Source organism: Pseudomonas sp. 008 (assembly GCF_016861935.1).
Classification (GTDB): domain Bacteria; phylum Pseudomonadota; class Gammaproteobacteria; order Pseudomonadales; family Pseudomonadaceae; genus Aquipseudomonas.
Map to the genome: position 1 here is coordinate 78,230 of NZ_BOMA01000016.1, position 18,035 is coordinate 96,264.

Sequence of the window (18,035 nt, forward strand, 5' to 3'; positions counted from 1 at the left end):
GGATGTTCATGCTCCCCCACCATTCGCCCCGGGACTTGCCGTTTGCCGCCGACCACACCGCGCTGTTGCTGGTGGACATGCAACGTGCCTGGCTCGAACCGCAGTTCGACCCACACCTCAACGAACCGGATGCCGACTACTTCCTGACCCGCGCCCGCACGCAGGTGGTGCCCAATCAACGCAGGCTGCTCAATGCCTTTCGCAGCGCCCGGCAAAACGTGTTGCACACACTCATCGAAAGCCTCACCGCCGATGGCCGCGACCGTTCGCTGGATCACAAACTCTCGGAGATGCACCTGCCCAAGGGCAGCCCGCAAGCGCAAATCATCGAAGAGCTGACGCCGATCGAAAACGAAATCGTGCTGCCCAAGACCTCTTCCGGGGTGTTCAACTCCACCAGCATCGACTACGTGCTGCGCAACCTTGAAACCCGCCACCTGATCATCGCCGGCATCGTCACCGACCAATGCGTCGACATGGCCGTGCGCGACGCCGCCGACCGTGGCTACCTGGTAACGCTGGTCGAAGATGCCTGCGCCACCTACACCGAACAACGGCATCACGCCTGCCTGAACGCCATCAAGGGCTACTGCTGGATCACCGACACCCAGACTGTGCTTGGCCGGTTGCAGGAGATCCAGCCATGAGCGAACGCCTGTCACCACTGCCCATGACCACCATTGTCACCACCGACCTCATCGGCGTGACACGCGGCCGTTCCTTCCCCACCGACGAACTCGATGCCTATCAAGTGGCCGGTTGCGGCTGGGTGCCGGCCAACAGCGCCCTGACCCCGCAAGACATCATCGCCTCCAGCAACCCTTGGGGTGCTTATGGGGATTTACGGCTGGTTCCCGACTTGAGCAGCCGCGTGACTGTCAACAACGGCCCGGATGCCGACGCCCCGGCGCTCGACTTCATTCACGGCGACATTCGCGAAACCGATGGCCGTCCGTGGGGTGCTTGCCCTCGTACGCTGTTGCGCAACGAGGTGGAGCGCTATCGCGATGAGTTGGGGTTGCAGATCAATGCCGCGTTCGAACATGAATTCAACCTCGACAGCGGCGCGGTGGAACACCTGGCGTTCTCTCTGGAAGCCCAGCGCCAGGGCGCCGGGTTCGGCGGCTGGCTACTCAGTGCACTGCGAGCCGGCGGCGTCGAACCGGAAATGTTCCTGCCGGAGTACGGCAAGCACCAATACGAAATCACCTGCCGCCCGGCCCTTGGTGTCGCTGCCGCCGACCGCGCGGTGAACGTGCGCGAGATCACCCGTGAGATCGCCCGGCAAATGGGCCTTGGCCTGAGTTTCGCCCCCAAGACGGCGAAGCATGCCGTGTGCAACGGCGTGCATTTGCACGTGAGCCTGCAAGACATGGCCGGCCAACCGGTGATGTATGACGCCGACACCGCCAACGGCCTGTCGACCCTCGGCCAGCATTGGGCTGCCGGCGTTCTGCATTACTTGCCAGCGCTCTGTGCGTTCACCGCGCCAACGCCGATTTCCTATGAACGCTTGCAGCCCCATCACTGGAGCGCTTCCTACGCCTGCCTCGGCCAACGCAACCGCGAAGCGGCGCTGCGGATTTGCCCGACCGTCAGCCTGGGCGGCAAATCCGTGGCGATGCAGTACAACCTGGAGTTTCGCGCCATGGACGCCACCGCCTCACCGCACCTGGCCATGGCTGCATTGCTGATCGCCGGGCGCCTGGGTATCGAGCAGCGCCTGGCGTTGAACGCCATCACCGATGAAATCCCTGACTCCCTGAACGAAGAGCAACGCCAGGCCCGCGGCATCGTCGCCCTGCCCGCGTCGCTGTCCCGGGCACTGGATTGCCTGCGCAACAGCGAGGCGCTGATCGAAGCTCTGCCGAGCGCGTTACTGGATACCTACTTCGCCCTGAAAACCGAGGAACTGACGCTGACGGAACAGCTCTCGCCCGCCGACCTCTGTGAGCACTATGCGCGCCTGTACTGAATCCGCAGAACTGGGCCTCTACACCCGGCCTGCCTACACCCTGAGCCGGGAAGCTTCCGAGCACCCGCTGATTCTGGTGTGTGAACACGCCAGTCGTTTTATCCCGGACGGGTTAAACGACCTGGGCCTGAGCGAGGAGGCCGCCCGCGAACACATCGCCTGGGACATCGGCGCCCTGGCGCTGGCCGAGGGTTTGGCCGAAGCGCTGGGCGCGACCCTGTTGGCGGCCAACTATTCGCGGCTGTTGATCGACCTCAACCGCCCGCGCCACGCGCCGGACAGCATTCCGTTGCAGAGCGAGATTTATCAGGTGCCGGGCAATCGCGATCTGGACGAGGCCACCCGTGAATACCGCCGGCACTGCCTGTTCAAGCCGTTTCATGCGCGCCTGCAAACCTTGATCGACGCCCGTGTGGAGCAAAATAAACCGGTTCGAGTGGTGGGAATTCACAGTTTCACGCCGATATATTACGGCCAGCCACGATCGCTGGAAGTCGGCGTGTTGTACGGCCAGGCCACGGAATACGCCCAGCGAATGATCGACGGCCTGAGCCGGCACCCATTGAAAGTCGCCGGTAATCAGCCATACAAAGTCAATCCGCTGGGTGACATGACCGTACCGGTTCACGGCGACGCACGCGGGCTGGACTCGGTGCTGATCGAGGTGCGCAACGACCTGCTGCGCACCCCCGAGGACGTTGGTCGCTGGGTCGACTATCTGGCGCCGCTGCTGTAGCAACAGCTTCAAACTCGCAGCGTGTAGCTGCTTATATCAAGGAGAACGGCTTCATGGACATTGAAGAATTCGGCTACAGGCAAGAGTTGAAACGTAGCCTATCACTGACCGACCTGGTGGTGTACGGGATGATCTTCATGATCCCGATCGCTCCGTTCGGCGTGTATGGTTACGTCAACGCCGAAGCACCCGGCATGGTGCCGCTGGCCTACATCATCGGCATGGTAGCGATGCTGTTCACCGCCCTCAGTTACGGCAGCATGGCCCGGGCCTTTCCGGTGGCAGGCTCGGTGTATTCCTACGCACAACGCGGGCTCAACCAACATGTCGGGTTTATCGCCGGCTGGCTGATGCTGCTCGATTACTTGCTGATTCCACCGCTGCTCTATGTGTATGCGGCGATGGCACTGAATCACTTGTACCCGGACATCCCGAAAGTCGGCTTCATCCTGGCCTTTCTGGTCAGCGCCACTTTCGTCAACCTGCGGGGCATCACCTTCACCGCACGCATGAACATCATCTTCCTGCTGGCGCAACTGGTGGTGCTGGGGATCTTCCTGTTCTACGCCTGGACTGCCTTGCACAGTGGCGGCGGTAACGGTCAGCTGACCCTGGCGCCGCTGTACAACCCCGAAACCTTCAACTTCGCCCTGCTGATGCAAGCGGTGTCGATTGCGGTGCTGTCGTTCCTCGGTTTCGATGCCATTTCCACCCTCGCCGAAGAGATCAAGGGTGATCCGGGCCGCAGCGTCGGCAAGGCTGCGCTGATCACTCTGCTGGTGATGGGCGTGATCTTCGTCGTGCAGACCTGGATCGCCACCGACCTGGCCGCCGGCCTGGGCTTCAAGTCCGCCGACACCGCGTTCTATGAAATCGCCGAAATCGCTGCCGGTAGCTGGCTGGCCACCCTGACCGCCGTGGCCACCGCGCTGGCCTGGGGTGTGGCGGTCGCCATCACCTCCCAAGCGGCGGTTTCGCGACTGCTGTTCGGCATGGCCCGGGACGGCAAACTGCCAAAAGTGCTGGCCAAAGTGCACCCGAAACACAACACACCGTACTTGAGCATTTATCTGGTGGCGGTGTTGTCGCTGGTGATCTGCTACCTGTTCATCAACTCGGTGGACACCCTCACCTCCCTGGTGAACTTCGGCGCCCTGAGCGGCTTCATGCTGCTGCACCTGACCGTGATCAACTACTACTGGCGCCGGCAGCAATCCGGCCAGGTGATCCGTCACCTGATCTGCCCGGTCATCGGCTTCATCATCGTCGCGGCCATCATGTACAACATGGGCGTCGATGCACAGAAACTCGGCCTGATCTGGATTGCCCTGGGCCTGGTCTATCTGTTCTTCCTCAACAAACTGGGTACCAGCACGGCACTGCCCGACCCAAGCAATGGCTGACAAGAAAAAGAGCAGCGTCTGACACGATTTCAGGCGTGCGCCGATTTAACGCGTGGAAACCGACAGTGATAGTCAGGTTCGGTGCAAGCCGCCGAACCTTTTGATACAGGAGTATGTCCATGCTGGTCTTACGTCCAGTCGAGTTAACCGACCTGCCCCAGTTGCAGCAGCTGGCGCGCGACAGTCTGGTGGGGGTCACGTCCTTGCCGGACGACACCGAACGCCTGAGGGAGAAAATTCTCGATTCCTGTGCTTCGTTCGAAAAAGACGTCCAGGGCCAAGGCCCGGAGAACTATTTCTTCGTGCTGGAAAACCTGACGACTCGCCGTCTGGTCGGCTGCTCCGAAGTGCTCGCCACCGCCGGGTTCGGCGAGCCGTTCTACAGTTTGCGCAACCGCCATTTCACCAGCGCCTCACGGGAGCTGAACATCGAGCATGGGGTGCCGGCGTTGTCATTGTGCCAAGACCTCAGCGGTCACTCTTTGCTGCGCGGTTTCCATATCGACTCGGCACTGGAGCGCACGCCATTTTCCGAGTTGCTGTCCCGGGCGCGGCTGCTGTTCATCGCCGCCCACCCGGAACGTTTTGCCGAAGCGGTGATCACCGAGATCGTCGGTTACAGCGACGAACAGGGGCAATCGCCGTTCTGGGATGCGCTGGGCAAGCATTTCTTCGATTTGCCTTATGTCGAGGCCGAGCGGCTTTGCGGCCTGCAGAGCCGGACATTCCTCGCCGAATTGATGCCGCAATACCCGATCTACGTGCCGATGCTGTCGCAGGCTGCGCAAGATTGCATCGGCCGGATCCACCCCGATGGCCAGGAGGCCTTCGACATTCTGGAGCGCGAAGGCTTCGAGACCAACAGCTACATCGACCTGTTCGACGGCGGCCCGACGCTGTACGCCCGCACCTCAAGCATTCGTTCCATCGCCCAGAGCCAGGCCGGCACAGTGCAAACGGGCTCGCCCATCGACGCCCGCGGCAGTTACCTGGTGAGCAACGATTCTTTGAAGGGCTACCGCGCCATCGTCGCCGAGCTGGACTACAGCGCCGGGCAACCTATCGCCTTGAGCGCCGAGATGTGCGCGGCCTTGAACGTGACCGACGCCAGTGCGATCCGGCTGATCGCCCTGTGAGCGGCAACCGGCCCCAAGCCCAACGACAGCGCCCGAGCAGGCGCGAAGAAGGAGCTGCATCATGATTTTGCGCCCGGTTCAAATGACCGACCTGCCCGCTTTGCTGGAATTGGTACAACGGGCCGGCCCCGGGTTCACCACCCTGCCGGCCAACGAGGAGCGCCTGACCCACCGGGTGCGCTGGGCCCAGCGGACTTTCGCCGGACAGGTCGAGCGCGCGGATGCCGACTACCTGTTTGTGCTCGAAGACGATGATCAGCAAGTGGTCGGCGTCAGTGCCTTGGTCGGGGCCGTCGGTCTGCGGGAGCCCTGGTACAACTATCGGGTCGGGCTCACGGTCAGTTCATCGCCGGACCTGGGTATTCAGCGCCAGATCCCCACGTTGTTCCTCAACAACGAAATGACCGGGCAATCGGAAATCTGCTCGCTGTTTCTGCGACACGATCAACGCTATGGCAGTAACGGTCGATTGCTGTCGCTGGGGCGTCTGCTGTTTGTTGCCGAATTCCCCCAGCTATTCGGCGACAAGCTCATCGCCGAACTGCGCGGCAGTGCCGACGAACATGGCTGCTCACCGTTCTGGGACAGCCTGGGCCGGCACTTTTTCAAGATGGATTTCAGCCATGCCGATCACTTGTCGGGGCTGGGCAGCAAAGCGTTCATCGCCGAACTGATGCCGCGCCAGCCGCTCTACACCTGCCTGCTTACCGAACAGGCCCAGGCGGTGATCGGCAAGCCCCACCCCAACACCGAACCGGCGCTGAAGATCCTCACCGCCGAGGGGTTTGCCCATAAGGGTTACATCGACATCTTCGACGCAGGCCCGGTGATCGAAGCCCCGGTGTCGAGAATCCGCGCGGTGCGCGACAGCCAATCATTGATGCTGGCCATCGGCACGCCCGACGACCAGGCCCCGGTATGGCTGATCCACAACCGTCGCCTGGAAAGCTGCCGCATCACCACCGCCCGGGCGCGGCTGGTGGGCAATAGCCTGGTGGTCGACCGCCTCACCGCCAAACGCCTGCAATTGCAGCCCGGCAGCTCGATACGTGCGGTGCCGCTGCGCAACCAACAGCGGCAAGCGGTAGCGGCGTGAGCTGTAGCCGCTGGCGAAGCCTGCGTTCGGCTCGGGCCGCGTTCGGACGTAGCAGTCGTAAAACCTGCCATTTCGGTCTTTCAGACTGATCGTCGATTAAACATGACTTCCGATCAAACGTGCCTATCGGATGGCGAGCGCTTCGCACTCGAACGCAGCCTTCGGCAGCTTCTACGCAGGATCGTATGAAGGTCAGGATTGATATCAACCCTGATTAACGGCCCCCGATCGCTGTTGACCAGGCGATTCGTTTCGTTGGTCAGAAATCGCTACCTCCCCCCCGGCCTGTCGCGAACAACCTGACATTGCCAAAAAATTGCACCACCCACCGAAACGTTCAACCTCGACAAACACATCAAACAACAACTAACAATACCAACTTACAACTACAAAATTGCCTTTACCAAAAGACATCCCCATACTCAAAAAACGCCAACAAACCCCACAACAAAAAAAACTTATGATTAGAACTTTAATTTCCAAGAAGCTGACACCAACCGAAATAACCACTCTCATTAAAACCTCAAACATGACAGCGGAAATCAAAGACCTGATCAGCAACTTTAATATTCAACCAACACTCACCAAAACTATTGCGCGACGTGCAGCGATCATGAACATCACCAACCCGCACACAGGAAACATTACACTGCACTGCACCGACATCGGCAATATCAGCATCAAGGTACCGCACGTCCAATCAGTACCGTCACCGCTGTACTCGGTTCCTGGACAATCCATTTTGTTTGCGATTAACAAACAGTCTTTCATCGTCCACCGATATACCGTTGAAAATGATCGACTAACAGTGAAGGACGCCGTCATCGTTGATGAAAGCAACCCACTGCCCATCGATGGTGCACAGACGCTGTACGATTGCGACCCAACGGGCCAAGGGCACAATGCATTTATCGGCAGCATCAACCTGCCGGACAGAAGTGCAGACATCAGTGTGTTTGACCGTACCTCATTGCGCAAAATCGCCTGGTTCCCGCATGACGATAGCGCCGCACGTTATCTGGTGAGTCTTGAGCTACTGGAAGCCGCCGAGGATCCCGGGGCCGGGAAAGTGGCAGAAGAATTGATTTATCACTACCACCCCGCTATTGCGTGGAAGGCGTTTCAGGTGCTTTACCAAGCCGATCAGGAGGCCGCACTAAATTACATACCGCTATTAAGAAACCTGCAAAACCGTCGCCTTGACCATTTACTCGATCAGTTCAAGGAATCGGCATGAAACTGAAGACATTTATTGAGCGCATGTCGGCTTACGATCTGCAGCGAGACAAACCAGAAATCATTAGCGATCTACGTCGACTGGCGACAAACCGCACGTTGCTGAGCGAACACCTTTACACCACCATTCAGCGTGAAGGTTTCAGTACCCGCAACAGTCTTTACAGCGCTTATGCATTTGTACTGCACTACAATGAATTATTTACTGTCCGCTTGGGGTTCTGGTCACCAGTTACGTCACAAGACGAAAACGAAACATTCATCTACAACCTGAACCACACCCACGATTTTGAACTTTATGCGGTGGGCTATAGCGGTGACGGCTATACAACCGTCACACGAAGAATACTTGATGACGCACCTCTACGAGTTGGGACAAGACCCGCACTGGGTGAAAAGCGATTACTTAAACTTTCGCCCGGCGAAGTCCTGCACATGCTTCCACTGCAAGAGATACACAAGCAACTTCCACCCCAAACAATGTCTGCATCGCTGAGTTTGCTTATCCACCCTCAGCGTTCGGTTAAAAACCAAGAAGCCTGGTGCTTCGACGAAAACCACGTGCCGACTTACCCCGGCATTGCTACGCAGGAAACAGCACTCTTTGAAAATGCGCTGTCACTCCTTAACGATGGGTAGTCATTCACTGCCCCAAAACACCAAAGGAAAAACATATGAACAAGCCAATGAACAACTGGAACGAAACCCCACTGCTGCGCGCAGCTACCAACGTGATCAACACTCCGGTCAAGACCACGATGGAAGCGCCATGTGCCTCTTTCATGCCTCGATATAACGTGGGCAATATCCACGAAATCAAGCAAATCTGGAGCGTGCCAGCCAAAGACTGAAGACACTCGTAGTAACGCACTACCTGGCTGCAGACCGACAAGGTCTGCAGCTTTTTTTTAATCCAGAAATGGCATTGACGAAAATACCGCTTCCCTCCGGCAAATTCGTCATCATCCTTTACCCGCCCGCGTGATAGCCTTTTGTTCCTTCGGCGTTGACACTTTTGCTCAAGCCCTTCCATTCCTTTATATGGTGGAACTCGTATGTCCAGGCTTTCTCATCAAGATTTGCGCCGTAATTTCCGCCAACTGCTCGCATCCAACACCTGCTACCACACGGCCTCTGTCTTCGATCCGATGTCGGCACGCATCGCCGCCGACCTGGGTTTTGAGGTAGGAATCCTGGGTGGTTCGGTGGCGTCGTTGCAGGTATTGGGCGCCCCCGATTTTGCGTTGATCACCCTCAGTGAGTTCGCCGAACAGGCCACCCGCATCGGTCGAGTGGCGCAATTGCCGGTCATCGCCGACGCCGACCACGGCTACGGCAACGCGCTCAATGTCATGCGCACCATCGTCGAACTCGAACGCGCCGGCGTGGCCGCCCTGACCATCGAAGACACCCTGCTGCCGGCACAATTCGGTCGCAAGTCCACCGACCTGATCACGGTCGCCGAAGGTGTCGGCAAGATCCGCGCGGCGCTGGAAGCCCGGGTCGACTCGGAAATGGCGATCATCGCCCGCACCAACGCAGGGATCCTGCCGGTCCAGGAAATCATCAGCCGCACCCAGCATTACCAACAGGCCGGGGCCGACGGGATTTGCATGGTGGGCGTGCAGGATTTCGATCATCTGGAACAGATCGCCGAACACCTGAGCGTACCGCTGATGCTGGTCACCTACGGCAACCCGTTGCTGCGCGACGACAAACGCCTGGCCGAATTGGGTGTGCGAGTCACCATCGACGGCCATGGCGCCTACTTCGCAGCGATCAAAGCCACTTATGACAGCCTGCGTGAACAACGCCAGATTTTCACCCAGGCCTCCGACCTGAACGCCACCGAACTGACGCATACCTATACGCAGCCGGAGGACTACATTCGTTGGGCGGAAGAGTTCATGCGCGTTAAAGAATGACGGCACAAGCGCCCTCACCACAGCGCTCGCGCGTCTGTAGTGAGGGTGCAGTCAAACCATGTGCACTGCTTTCGATTCGGCCTTCGGCGCCACCTCAAACCGATCCGCCAGAAACGGTGTGATATCCAGCGGCAACGGCTCGTTGTTCACCAGTTTGTCCAGCAACACGCCGGTAATCGCCGAGGTCAGGATGCCGGTGCGGAAATGTCCGCAGGCATTGAGGTAACCCTGCACGCCTTTCATCGGCCCGAGAATCGGCAGTTCGTCCGGCGAACCAGGACGTAACCCGGCCCAGCAACGTTTCAGGTTGATGTCGGCGAGCGCCGGAATGCAGCGCACTGCGCCTTGCACCAGACCGCGGATTTCCGGGTAGGTGGTGGTCACGTCGAAACCTTTGTCTTCGGTGGTGCTGCCGATCAGGATTTCGCCATTGTCTTTCTGCGCCACGTAACAGTCGCTGGTGGTCAGGCAACCGCGCAGGATCTTCGGCATACGCTCGGTCAGCAGGATCTGGCCCTTCACCGGTTTCACCGGAATGCGAATGCCGGTGGCCTGCTCGCTGAGGTCGGCGGCCCAGGCACCAGCAGCGTTGATCAGCGTATCGCAACGGAACACGCCGGCCTCGGAGGTCTGCACGCCAGTGACCTGCGAGCCGTGGTGCAGCACCCCGGTGACGTTGGTGTTGAAATACAGGTCCACACCGTTTTGCCGCGCGCCTTCGGTGTAGGCATCGGCCAGGCGGAACGGGCTGACCTGATGGTCGCAGAGAAACTCCAGCGCCCCCCTCGCCTCATGGCTGACACTTGGCTCGACTTCGCGCAGTGCCGCTTGATCAAGCCAGCGCACCTGATCCGCCAGGTGCGGAATGCACGCCACGATGTGCTCGGCGTAGAGCCGGTCTTCATCGTCGTAAATCACGAATTTCAAGCCGGTCTTCTCGAACTTGAAATCCATCCCGTGATTGTCCTGCAGCTCCCGGTGCAAATCCGGGTACATCGCGTTGGACTGCAAGGCGAAATCGAAGAACGACTGCGGCAGGATATGCGGCGTGCTGGAGTCCACCGCCACCGCCGCGCCCTGGGCTTCGCGCTTGCGATTGGCCGACATCATGCGGAAGAAAATCACCCCGCAGCCCAAGCCCACCGACTCACCGATCGCCCACAAGCCCCCGGCCGAAGCACGGGTCGCGTTACCGGGCCGCTTGGCGTCGATCAGCGCGACTTTCAGGTGTTTGCGCTTGGATAACTGATAGGCGCAGGACGCCCCGATCACACCGCCGCCGGCGATGATTACGTCGTAGAACTTACTCATGGCTTGCAGCCTCCGTGCCGACAGACTGGAATGCTGAAAAAGGAATCGGGTCGACGGGAAAGCGCGGTCGCAACCAGCCCACATCTTGCCGCCCGGTGGCTTCGCGCAAACGGTCGGTGCAATAGCCGACACACATCCGCCCCTGACAGTCGCCCATGCTCACGCGGGTACGCATTTTCAGGCTGGCCAGGTCTTGCACACCCTGCTCCAGCGCCCGATCGATGTCGGCGCGCGTCGCGTGCTCACAGCGGCAAATCACCGTGTCGGCGACCGGCAATGCGGTCTGCCCGGCACCGCGTGCGGTGTAACGGTCGACGGCGGCGCGAAAGCGCACGATGGACTTGAGTTTCGACAGGTAGCGGTCACGTCTGACCCGCGCCAACTCCGCGTCCAGCACATCCCGTTGCAGCAGGATCGACACTGCTGCGATTCGTCCCGCGAGCATGGCCGCCTCGCCACCGCGAATTCCGCCCATGTCACCGGCCAGATGCACATGGGGTTCGCTGCTTTGCTGCCAGACATTGGCGCTGGCCCGCAGGTAGCCGTCATCGTTGAAGCCGTGGTCCAGGCCCATTTGCTGGCTGAGTTGGGTGCGAGGAATGAAGCCATAGCCGACCGCCAGGGTCTGCGCGGCAATCCGTTCGGCGCGGCTCAGGTCTGGCTCCCAGGTGCTGGAGTACGGCGCAACGGTCACTGATTTCAACTCTTCCTCGCCTTGAGCCTCGACCACGCCCCAGCCATAGTGCATGGGAATGCCGTGCAGTTTCAGGTACGCGAGCATGCTCAAACCGTCGAGGAACAACTGCGGTTTATTCAATAGTGCGAGGCTTTCCCGGGCGATCTTGCCGAACGCACACGCCTCGTAGACCCCTGCGACGCTCACCCCCGAAGCGTGCAGTTGGCAGGCCACCAGCGGCAACAGCGGACCGGTGCCGGCGATCACCACCGGCCCCTGGGGTTGAACGACGCCGCTCTTGATTTGCAGTTGCAAACCACCCAGCAGAATCACCCCAGGCAAGGTCCAACCGGGGAACGGTACGCTGCGCTCATGGCAACCGGCAGCCAACAGCAGCTGCGGGTATTGGACCTCCTGCAAATGCTCATTGACGTCCAGCACCACCAGCGCCCGGGTACCTTCGGCGCCGACCACGCGGTGGTTCAAGCGCACGTCGATCAGGCCCGACTGCTCGTGGAATTCTCCATGCAGTTTGGCCAGCACTTCCGAATAGCGTGGCCCCAGGTAATCCAGTTGCACGTTATCGCGCAAGGGGCCGCGATAGACCACCCCGCCAAGACGCGAAGCCTCTTCGAGCAAGGTACAACGCACACCATGGCGCGCCAGTTCAATGGCCGCGGCCATACCCGCCGGCCCGCCGCCGACGATCACCGGTTGCAGGCTCATAAAACCTCCTGCCCGGCGATACGGTTGACCCGGGTTTCGATGCTCATGCCCTCACGCACGATTGTCTGGCAGGCACGCCGTTTGTGCCGGCCATCGATTTTCACCAGGCAGCATTGGCACACGCCCATGCCGCAATAGGCACCGCTGATTTGATCATGATCGTTTCGGGCCACCTGGCGAATGCCCAGTGATTGAATGACCGTCAGGACAGTTTCGCCGATGGCGGCGCTGACGGTCTGGCCATTGATGCGCACAGTCATATCCGCCCGCACCAGCGGCTGGATATCGAAGGTTCGGTTTATGCGTTGCATTGCGATTGTTCATCCGTGAAAGGTTCAGGTGAGATTCTTCAGCTCCATGCTGCACTACACCTTGCGGGCCACCTGACTAATAACAACGAGAAGGTCTGCACTGGTACTTCGACAGCGCATCAGCTGCGCGTCAAAGCAATGTAGTCGATACCGCGGGATGGGGCTTGATCTTTGATGCTAGGAGATATCGCTGAAGGAAATATTGATCCAGGCCAGTGAAAACACCTGCGTCCTATCCCACATCGTCGCTAAGCATTGCGCTAAGCGTTTTTTGGCTGCAAACGAATTACTTGCGCTTGTAACTCTTGTTACCACTGGGCGTCAGGCAATACACCCCGCCTCTGGGCCCGGTGCAGAACGTACCGGTGCCGCAGGCGCAGCCGTCGGTTTCCTGTAACAGCGTCTGCGGTCGCGCCTGGCCTTGAGTGCCAAACATCGCCGAACAGCTTTTCTTCGAACCGCTGATGGAGCCGTCATTGCACAGGAACAGATCACCGTCGCAACGATCGATACCGCCCTTCTTCCCCGAACACGGCGTATTGGCAGCCCAGGCGGATGAACCGAACAGGCACAACAACAGCACAAATATTGGCATCCAGCCACGAACCATTAAAGTGCGCACAGTGCAGCTTCCATTTAGAGTCATGGCTGGATGATATCAATGTTGCGAGCAGCCTCACGAGACCACATGAAAGTTAATTTAATAACCCGCGCGTAATTCTTGGCAAAATGCCTCAACTTCGTATTGAACCGATTATCAGGCAAGCCCTATGACCCGTATTTTGACCATCGAAGACGACGCCGTGACCGCCCGGGAAATCGTCGCCGAACTGAGCAGCCACGGCCTTGAGGTGGATTGGGTCGACAATGGCCGCGAAGGCCTGGAGCGCGCCGTCAGTGGCAACTACGACCTGATCACCCTCGATCGCATGCTGCCGGAGCTCGATGGCCTGGCGATTGTCACCACCTTGCGCACCATGGGTGTGGCCACGCCGATCCTGATGATCAGCGCCCTCTCCGACGTCGATGAACGCGTGCGTGGCTTGCGTGCCGGCGGCGACGATTACCTGACCAAACCGTTCGCCACCGATGAAATGGCCGCCCGGGTCGAAGTCTTGCTGCGCCGGCAGAACACCGTGACCGCCCAGGCCACCACGTTGCGCGTGGCCGATCTTGAGCTGAACCTGATCAGCCACGAGGCCAGCCGCGACAGCCAGTTGCTGACGCTGTTGCCCACCGAGTACAAGTTGCTGGAATTTCTGATGCGCAACACCGGGCAGATTCTGTCGCGGATGATGATTTTCGAAGAAGTCTGGGGTTATCACTTCGACCCCGGCACCAACCTGATCGACGTGCACATCGGCCGTCTGCGCAAGAAAATCGACCCGCCAGGCAAAGTCCCACTGATTCGGACCGTGCGAGGCTCGGGTTATGTCATTGCTGAACCCCTCTAAAGGCTGGCGTTCCTCCAGCAGCCGCTTGCTGGCCCTTTACAGTTCGCTGTTCGTGGCCTGGAGCGCGATTCTCATGGGGGTCATGTATTACGAGGTGTCCAGCTACCTCGACACCCTCGCCAAACACTCGCTGATGCAACGTCAGCATCTGTTTTCACGCTTCCAGGGCGAGCAACTGGTGGATGCCCTCGCCGCCAGCATGACCTTCGACATTCGCGGCATCGATGCCTATGGCCTGTTCGATGACCAGCAGCGCTACCTCAGCGGCGCCTTGCGCCAGATCCCCGACGAACTGCCGCTGGACGGCAAGATTCACATGCTCGGCGATTGCGCAGAATCCGACGACCCGACCCTGCCCGCCGACAGCTGCGACGCCGTCGCGACCCGAACCCTGGACGGCCGCTGGCTGGTGCTGGTGCGGGACAACGGTTCGTTGTTTGCCGTGACCCGGATCATCCTGCACGCGCTGTTGTGGGGCGTGTCGCTGACGATTTTGCCGGGCATCGCCGGCTGGCATTTATTGAGACGGCGCCCGCTGCGGCGGATCCGGGCGATCCAGGCCAGCGCCGAAGCCATCGTCGCCGGCGACCTGACCCGGCGCCTGCCGCTGTCCGATCGCCGTGACGAACTGGACATGCTCGCCGCCATCGTCAACGCCATGCTCGAACGCATCGAGCGCTTGATGCACGAGGTCAAGGGCGTGTGCGACAACATCGCCCATGACCTACGCACACCGCTGACCCGCTTGCGGGCGCAGCTATACCGGATTCAGCAGCAGGCTGATGAAGGCTCAACACTGGCAGTGCAACTGGATTCGGTGCTGGGCGAGGCGGATACCTTGATGGCGCGTTTCCGTGGCTTGTTGCGGATTTCCGAACTGGAGGATCGTCAGCGCCGTTCGGGGTTCGTGCAACTGGACCCGGTGCCGTTGCTGCAGGAGTTGCATGACTTTTATCTGCCGCTGGCGGAAGAAGGCGAACTGACCTTTGAACTGCAAATGCCCGAATCCTTGCCCGGGCTCAACGGCGACCGTGCTCTGCTGTTTGAAGCCGTGGCGAATTTGCTGAGCAACTCGATCAAATTCACCCCGCCGGGCGGCCAGGTGATTTTGCGTGGGGTGAATGACGCAGGGCACACGCGCATTGAAGTGCTCGACTCCGGCCCCGGGATTGCGCCGGCCGAGCGCGAGGCGGTGTTTCAGCGTTTCTATCGCGCCGAAGGCGGCAACCCGCAAAACGGTTTCGGGCTGGGCCTGTCGATCGTAGCCGCGATTGCCAGCCTGCATGGGTTTACGCTGGAGGTGGACAGCAGTGAGTTAGGGGGTGCGCGGTTGGTGCTCGATTGCCGGCAGAACCTGATTCCCCAGGCTTGAGACCTTGCTCGTGTTTAACCGTGAAACGGGCTTGTTTAAGCGCCCTCAAGGATACTTCCTGAAAGCTACAAAACCTTGCGTCGTTGCCTACGGCTGCGCCAGAATCCGCCGGCTTGTGCGCCTTGGGGCCGCTCGGTAACTTGATCCCGTCACTGCCCATCAGTGATCGGGTTTAGTCGCCCGTGGTTGTTAGTAAGGTGCATAGCGCATCATTCAGTCAGGCATTTCAGTCCTGTGCTTAATGGTGGTTGTGCGCAGGGCGCCCTCGGGCGCGCCGGTTTTGCTAACTTCCCCGGTCGACTAACCTGCGCACAGCTGCCTCCATTCGTTTAGTCGCGAAGTGGCTGCGGCTCCATTTCAGGAGTTAGCAACTATGTACAAAGTAACACCCAACCCACCGGACACCGATCCGACCTCCCCATACGAACCCGATTCAAAGAAACTCAACGAGGCCGCCGAGCGGGCTCTGAACTTCCACTTCCCGTCGAACGCCGACATCAAAGCCACCGCGCGTAAACCCAGCAAGCTGTTTGCCGTAGCCCCAGAGGCCACGGCCGAAACCCTGGCGGTGTTTCTGGTCGAGACCCTGGCCTCGGTCGATGTGATGGTCCACCAGTTGGTGGATCATCTGGAGGGTGAGTCGCGCTATGCCCTGCTGGGCATTTCCAACAGCATCATGGTGGCGGAGATCACCGCGAACCGGGTGCTGGATAAGATTGATCTGCCCAAGTAGGGGCCGCTTGCGCTAGTGAGCGGGTAACTGAGGCTGGCTGTGCGGCGGTCCCTTTTTGGGGGCCGTTGCGCGGCCAAGCGGGAGCAAGCTCCCTGGCCACGGATTGCATCCATCCTGCGAGGCGACGCGAAAGTGCAGGATGGAAATATATTGTTTTACTGATCCTCTGATCGGGAGCCAGGAGCCCCAGCAGAATTAATGACTCGCCATGAGAGGCCGGGGCAACGGGTGGTGAGAAGAAGCGTATTAATGTGCTGGAAGGGGATGGTGAAGGCCCAAGCGTATATTGGGTTGGTTACAACGACCGGTCCGGCCCAGGTGTTGGTTAGGGTGTGTGACGTGAATTTTCGGACAAGGAGATCTATGTGAATAACCTCGCCGGATTGGGTAATGGGGTGGTGTGCATTGATCGAGGTTCGCCACGCTTCGTACGCTTGATGCGTGGAAGTGGTTGGGTTGAACAGGTATGTGATGATGTTTTCGCAGGAAATGTCGATGGTCTTTGTTTGACCACCGGCGTCCGAGACGGTGACGGTAGCCTTCCCATTCCCTTCACTTCGAATCATTCCACTGTGGTCGACCGAAGCGATGGACTCATCCGATGATGTAAATGTGATGGGGGGCACGCCGCCGGACGCAGGACGATGGACGAAAGTGCCGGGAAGATCGACCCCAGTGAGAGTCCAAGGAAGTCCAGAACCCGCAATGGAGATATTCTGCCCGGAGATAGTAAGAGGAGTCGTGTCCACAATGAGTTCTATCGGGTATTCGCCGATAACCTGCGCCACAGCAGGCGTCGAAACACCAATCACTTTGCCATCCCTGACAAGTTTATAAATCACCGACACCTCGCTGTTCGCAAGAACCTTCGCCAACGGCACTTGCAGTTTGTGGGTAAACGGCAACCGCCCTACCGTTTCCTCTACGCTGTGCGTCACCACTGGCCCCGTTAACGGCGTAGAGGTGTAGCTCACCTGAACGATGTCGTTGGGTTCCCAGAGTGGTGAAAACACATGAACCAACACGTACAAGAAATCCTTCACCTTCCCCAGATCAATGGTGCCTGGATCATCAGTGTGATCGTCGGGATCTTCGGCTATATCCGGTGCTGTCAACGTGACAGAATCCAGATCGACATCCGCTTCGATCGTTCGTGACCAGCGCCGTTTATGCGTGGCGTTACGCAGTTGGTCGACCACCGTGAACGAGAACGGGCACCGCTCATGATTGCCGACCTGCTCCAACATCGCCTGCGTCACTTCGAACCTGACCGGTTGGCCACCCTCACCACGCCCTACGGTCTTGAAGAAGCGCTCGCGATTGATCTGCAGTGTGATGACGTCGTAGGCCTTCGAGTACGGGTAAATCAGCGTGACGATCACGCCCTTGGCGGCTTCGTCCTTGCCGATGTGTGGCGGGTCGCCCAATTCCGCCGGCAGGCTGATAGCCAGGAAGGGGTGGTCATCCGTGCCGGGAACATCGTTGCCGCCGGGCAGCGTGGCGCTGTACAGCACCCATAGCGCCACCGACTCGTTGTCGTTGCCACTGGCGCGATGGATTTTGTAGGTCACGATATTGTGGCTGCCATCGAGCAAATCGGACTCGAACACGTCGAAGGTGATGGGAAGGTTACGATCCGCAGGAGGAATGACCTTTCGCTGAATCTCCACGCCGTTTAGCCAATAAGAGATCGCCTCATAGTCGTCCGCTGGCGGATCGATCGAAAGCGTCACCGCTCGGGCCAGGGACCCGTTATCCCGAGTGACGTTCTGAAACAGATCCAGCGGAACGCCTTGCACCGGCACATCAGGAGGTGGAGGAGACTCACTGATCACCCCGTCGGTTGCGCCCACGATGCGCGGAGGGTAGATCGCCAGCACTTGCGGGGGAGATTGCTTGACTGTCATGGGACACCTTCCTTGTCGGTGGGCCGCGTGAGGTGGCC

18 protein-coding genes are annotated in these 18,035 nt (G+C 59.4%); 13 read left to right on the forward strand and 5 right to left on the reverse strand.

Going from position 1 to position 18,035, the window contains the following annotated elements; genetic code table 11:
- Positions 1–2: 2 nt before the first annotated feature.
- The 10 genes from JUI81_RS26960 (at position 3) to JUI81_RS27005 (ending at position 9,507) form a co-directional block, all read left to right on the forward strand.
- Positions 3–647, forward strand: a complete 645-nt coding sequence (locus tag JUI81_RS26960; protein WP_204125379.1) for an isochorismatase family cysteine hydrolase — start codon at positions 3–5, stop codon at positions 645–647.
- Positions 644–1,975: a glutamine synthetase family protein gene (locus JUI81_RS26965; protein WP_204125380.1), complete on the forward strand. Its 1,332-nt coding sequence runs from the start codon at positions 644–646 to the stop codon at positions 1,973–1,975. The genes JUI81_RS26960 and JUI81_RS26965 overlap by 4 nt, the downstream gene beginning before the upstream one ends.
- A complete protein-coding gene (locus tag JUI81_RS26970; protein ID WP_204125381.1) occupies positions 1,959–2,711 on the forward strand; it encodes an N-formylglutamate amidohydrolase in 753 nt (250 codons plus the stop codon). The genes JUI81_RS26965 and JUI81_RS26970 overlap by 17 nt, the downstream gene beginning before the upstream one ends.
- 53 nt (positions 2,712–2,764) lie before the next feature.
- Positions 2,765–4,114, forward strand: coding sequence for an APC family permease (locus JUI81_RS26975; protein WP_028940701.1), 1,350 nt, complete (start codon positions 2,765–2,767; stop codon positions 4,112–4,114).
- Positions 4,115–4,233: 119 nt separating this feature from the next.
- Positions 4,234–5,250: an arginine N-succinyltransferase gene (locus JUI81_RS26980; RefSeq protein WP_028940702.1), complete on the forward strand. Its 1,017-nt coding sequence runs from the start codon at positions 4,234–4,236 to the stop codon at positions 5,248–5,250.
- A 61-nt stretch (positions 5,251–5,311) separates the two neighbouring features.
- Entirely contained in the window at positions 5,312–6,346 is a 1,035-nt protein-coding gene (gene astA / locus JUI81_RS26985; protein ID WP_204125382.1) for an arginine N-succinyltransferase, read from the forward strand.
- A gap of 460 nt (positions 6,347–6,806) precedes the next feature.
- Positions 6,807–7,583: a hypothetical protein gene (locus tag JUI81_RS26990; protein ID WP_028940703.1), complete on the forward strand. Its 777-nt coding sequence runs from the start codon at positions 6,807–6,809 to the stop codon at positions 7,581–7,583.
- Entirely contained in the window at positions 7,580–8,221 is a 642-nt protein-coding gene (locus JUI81_RS26995; RefSeq protein WP_019578731.1) for a hypothetical protein, read from the forward strand. The genes JUI81_RS26990 and JUI81_RS26995 overlap by 4 nt, the downstream gene beginning before the upstream one ends.
- Positions 8,222–8,256: 35 nt before the next feature.
- Positions 8,257–8,433, forward strand: a complete 177-nt coding sequence (locus JUI81_RS27000; RefSeq protein WP_019578730.1) for a hypothetical protein — start codon at positions 8,257–8,259, stop codon at positions 8,431–8,433.
- Between the two features lie 204 nt (positions 8,434–8,637).
- Positions 8,638–9,507 (forward strand): oxaloacetate decarboxylase, encoded by an 870-nt coding sequence (locus tag JUI81_RS27005; protein ID WP_019578729.1) that lies wholly within the window; start codon positions 8,638–8,640, stop codon positions 9,505–9,507.
- Between the two features lie 51 nt (positions 9,508–9,558).
- Here JUI81_RS27005 and hcnC read toward each other — a convergent pair whose 3' ends face one another.
- The 4 genes from hcnC to JUI81_RS27025 all read right to left on the reverse strand — a co-directional run bounded on the left by hcnC (position 9,559) and on the right by JUI81_RS27025 (position 13,141).
- Positions 9,559–10,818, reverse strand: coding sequence for a cyanide-forming glycine dehydrogenase subunit HcnC (gene hcnC / locus JUI81_RS27010; RefSeq protein ID WP_019578728.1), 1,260 nt, complete (start codon positions 10,816–10,818; stop codon positions 9,559–9,561).
- On the reverse strand, positions 10,811–12,220 hold the full coding sequence (gene hcnB, locus JUI81_RS27015; protein ID WP_019578727.1) for a cyanide-forming glycine dehydrogenase subunit HcnB: 1,410 nt from the start codon (positions 12,218–12,220) through the stop codon (positions 10,811–10,813). Before hcnB ends, hcnC begins: the two co-directional genes overlap by 8 nt.
- Positions 12,217–12,531: a (2Fe-2S)-binding protein gene (locus tag JUI81_RS27020; protein ID WP_019578726.1), complete on the reverse strand. Its 315-nt coding sequence runs from the start codon at positions 12,529–12,531 to the stop codon at positions 12,217–12,219. Before JUI81_RS27020 ends, hcnB begins: the two co-directional genes overlap by 4 nt.
- A 286-nt stretch (positions 12,532–12,817) precedes the next feature.
- On the reverse strand, positions 12,818–13,141 hold the full coding sequence (locus JUI81_RS27025) for a hypothetical protein (protein WP_019578725.1): 324 nt from the start codon (positions 13,139–13,141) through the stop codon (positions 12,818–12,820).
- Positions 13,142–13,301: 160 nt separating this feature from the next.
- Here JUI81_RS27025 and JUI81_RS27030 point away from each other — a divergent pair, with 160 nt between their 5' ends.
- The 3 genes from JUI81_RS27030 (at position 13,302) to JUI81_RS27040 (ending at position 16,090) form a co-directional block, all read left to right on the forward strand.
- Positions 13,302–13,985 (forward strand): response regulator transcription factor, encoded by a 684-nt coding sequence (locus tag JUI81_RS27030; RefSeq protein ID WP_204125383.1) that lies wholly within the window; start codon positions 13,302–13,304, stop codon positions 13,983–13,985.
- Positions 13,963–15,357 (forward strand): HAMP domain-containing sensor histidine kinase, encoded by a 1,395-nt coding sequence (locus JUI81_RS27035; RefSeq protein WP_096480288.1) that lies wholly within the window; start codon positions 13,963–13,965, stop codon positions 15,355–15,357. Before JUI81_RS27030 ends, JUI81_RS27035 begins: the two co-directional genes overlap by 23 nt.
- Before the next feature lie 373 nt (positions 15,358–15,730).
- The gene (locus JUI81_RS27040) at positions 15,731–16,090 is read left to right on the forward strand and encodes a DUF6124 family protein (protein WP_096480289.1); all 360 of its coding nucleotides are present in this window, start codon (positions 15,731–15,733) and stop codon (positions 16,088–16,090) included.
- A gap of 155 nt (positions 16,091–16,245) precedes the next feature.
- Here the strand turns inward: JUI81_RS27040 and JUI81_RS27045 are convergent, their stop codons facing one another.
- Positions 16,246–17,997 carry a hypothetical protein gene (locus JUI81_RS27045; protein WP_204125384.1) on the reverse strand — a complete coding sequence of 584 codons (1,752 nt, stop codon included), beginning with the start codon at positions 17,995–17,997 and terminating at the stop codon, positions 16,246–16,248.
- Positions 17,998–18,035: the final 38 nt, after the last annotated feature.

Excerpts from the sequence above, each read along its gene's own strand:
- JUI81_RS26960 (WP_204125379.1), top strand. The coding sequence starts at position 3 with ATGTTCATGCTCCCCCACCATTCGCCCCGGGACTTGCCGTTTGCCGCC.
- JUI81_RS26965 (WP_204125380.1), top strand. The coding sequence starts at position 644 with ATGAGCGAACGCCTGTCACCACTGCCCATGACCACCATTGTCACCACC.
- JUI81_RS26970 (WP_204125381.1), top strand. The coding sequence starts at position 1,959 with ATGCGCGCCTGTACTGAATCCGCAGAACTGGGCCTCTACACCCGGCCT.
- JUI81_RS26975 (WP_028940701.1), top strand. The coding sequence starts at position 2,765 with ATGGACATTGAAGAATTCGGCTACAGGCAAGAGTTGAAACGTAGCCTA.
- JUI81_RS26980 (WP_028940702.1), top strand. The coding sequence starts at position 4,234 with ATGCTGGTCTTACGTCCAGTCGAGTTAACCGACCTGCCCCAGTTGCAG.
- astA (WP_204125382.1), top strand. The coding sequence starts at position 5,312 with ATGATTTTGCGCCCGGTTCAAATGACCGACCTGCCCGCTTTGCTGGAA.
- JUI81_RS26990 (WP_028940703.1), top strand. The coding sequence starts at position 6,807 with ATGATTAGAACTTTAATTTCCAAGAAGCTGACACCAACCGAAATAACC.
- JUI81_RS26995 (WP_019578731.1), top strand. The coding sequence starts at position 7,580 with ATGAAACTGAAGACATTTATTGAGCGCATGTCGGCTTACGATCTGCAG.
- JUI81_RS27000 (WP_019578730.1), top strand. The coding sequence starts at position 8,257 with ATGAACAAGCCAATGAACAACTGGAACGAAACCCCACTGCTGCGCGCA.
- JUI81_RS27005 (WP_019578729.1), top strand. The coding sequence starts at position 8,638 with ATGTCCAGGCTTTCTCATCAAGATTTGCGCCGTAATTTCCGCCAACTG.
- hcnC (WP_019578728.1), bottom strand. The coding sequence starts at position 10,818 with ATGAGTAAGTTCTACGACGTAATCATCGCCGGCGGCGGTGTGATCGGG.
- hcnB (WP_019578727.1), bottom strand. The coding sequence starts at position 12,220 with ATGAGCCTGCAACCGGTGATCGTCGGCGGCGGGCCGGCGGGTATGGCC.
- JUI81_RS27020 (WP_019578726.1), bottom strand. The coding sequence starts at position 12,531 with ATGCAACGCATAAACCGAACCTTCGATATCCAGCCGCTGGTGCGGGCG.
- JUI81_RS27025 (WP_019578725.1), bottom strand. The coding sequence starts at position 13,141 with ATGGTTCGTGGCTGGATGCCAATATTTGTGCTGTTGTTGTGCCTGTTC.
- JUI81_RS27030 (WP_204125383.1), top strand. The coding sequence starts at position 13,302 with ATGACCCGTATTTTGACCATCGAAGACGACGCCGTGACCGCCCGGGAA.
- JUI81_RS27035 (WP_096480288.1), top strand. The coding sequence starts at position 13,963 with ATGTCATTGCTGAACCCCTCTAAAGGCTGGCGTTCCTCCAGCAGCCGC.
- JUI81_RS27040 (WP_096480289.1), top strand. The coding sequence starts at position 15,731 with ATGTACAAAGTAACACCCAACCCACCGGACACCGATCCGACCTCCCCA.
- JUI81_RS27045 (WP_204125384.1), bottom strand. The coding sequence starts at position 17,997 with ATGACAGTCAAGCAATCTCCCCCGCAAGTGCTGGCGATCTACCCTCCG.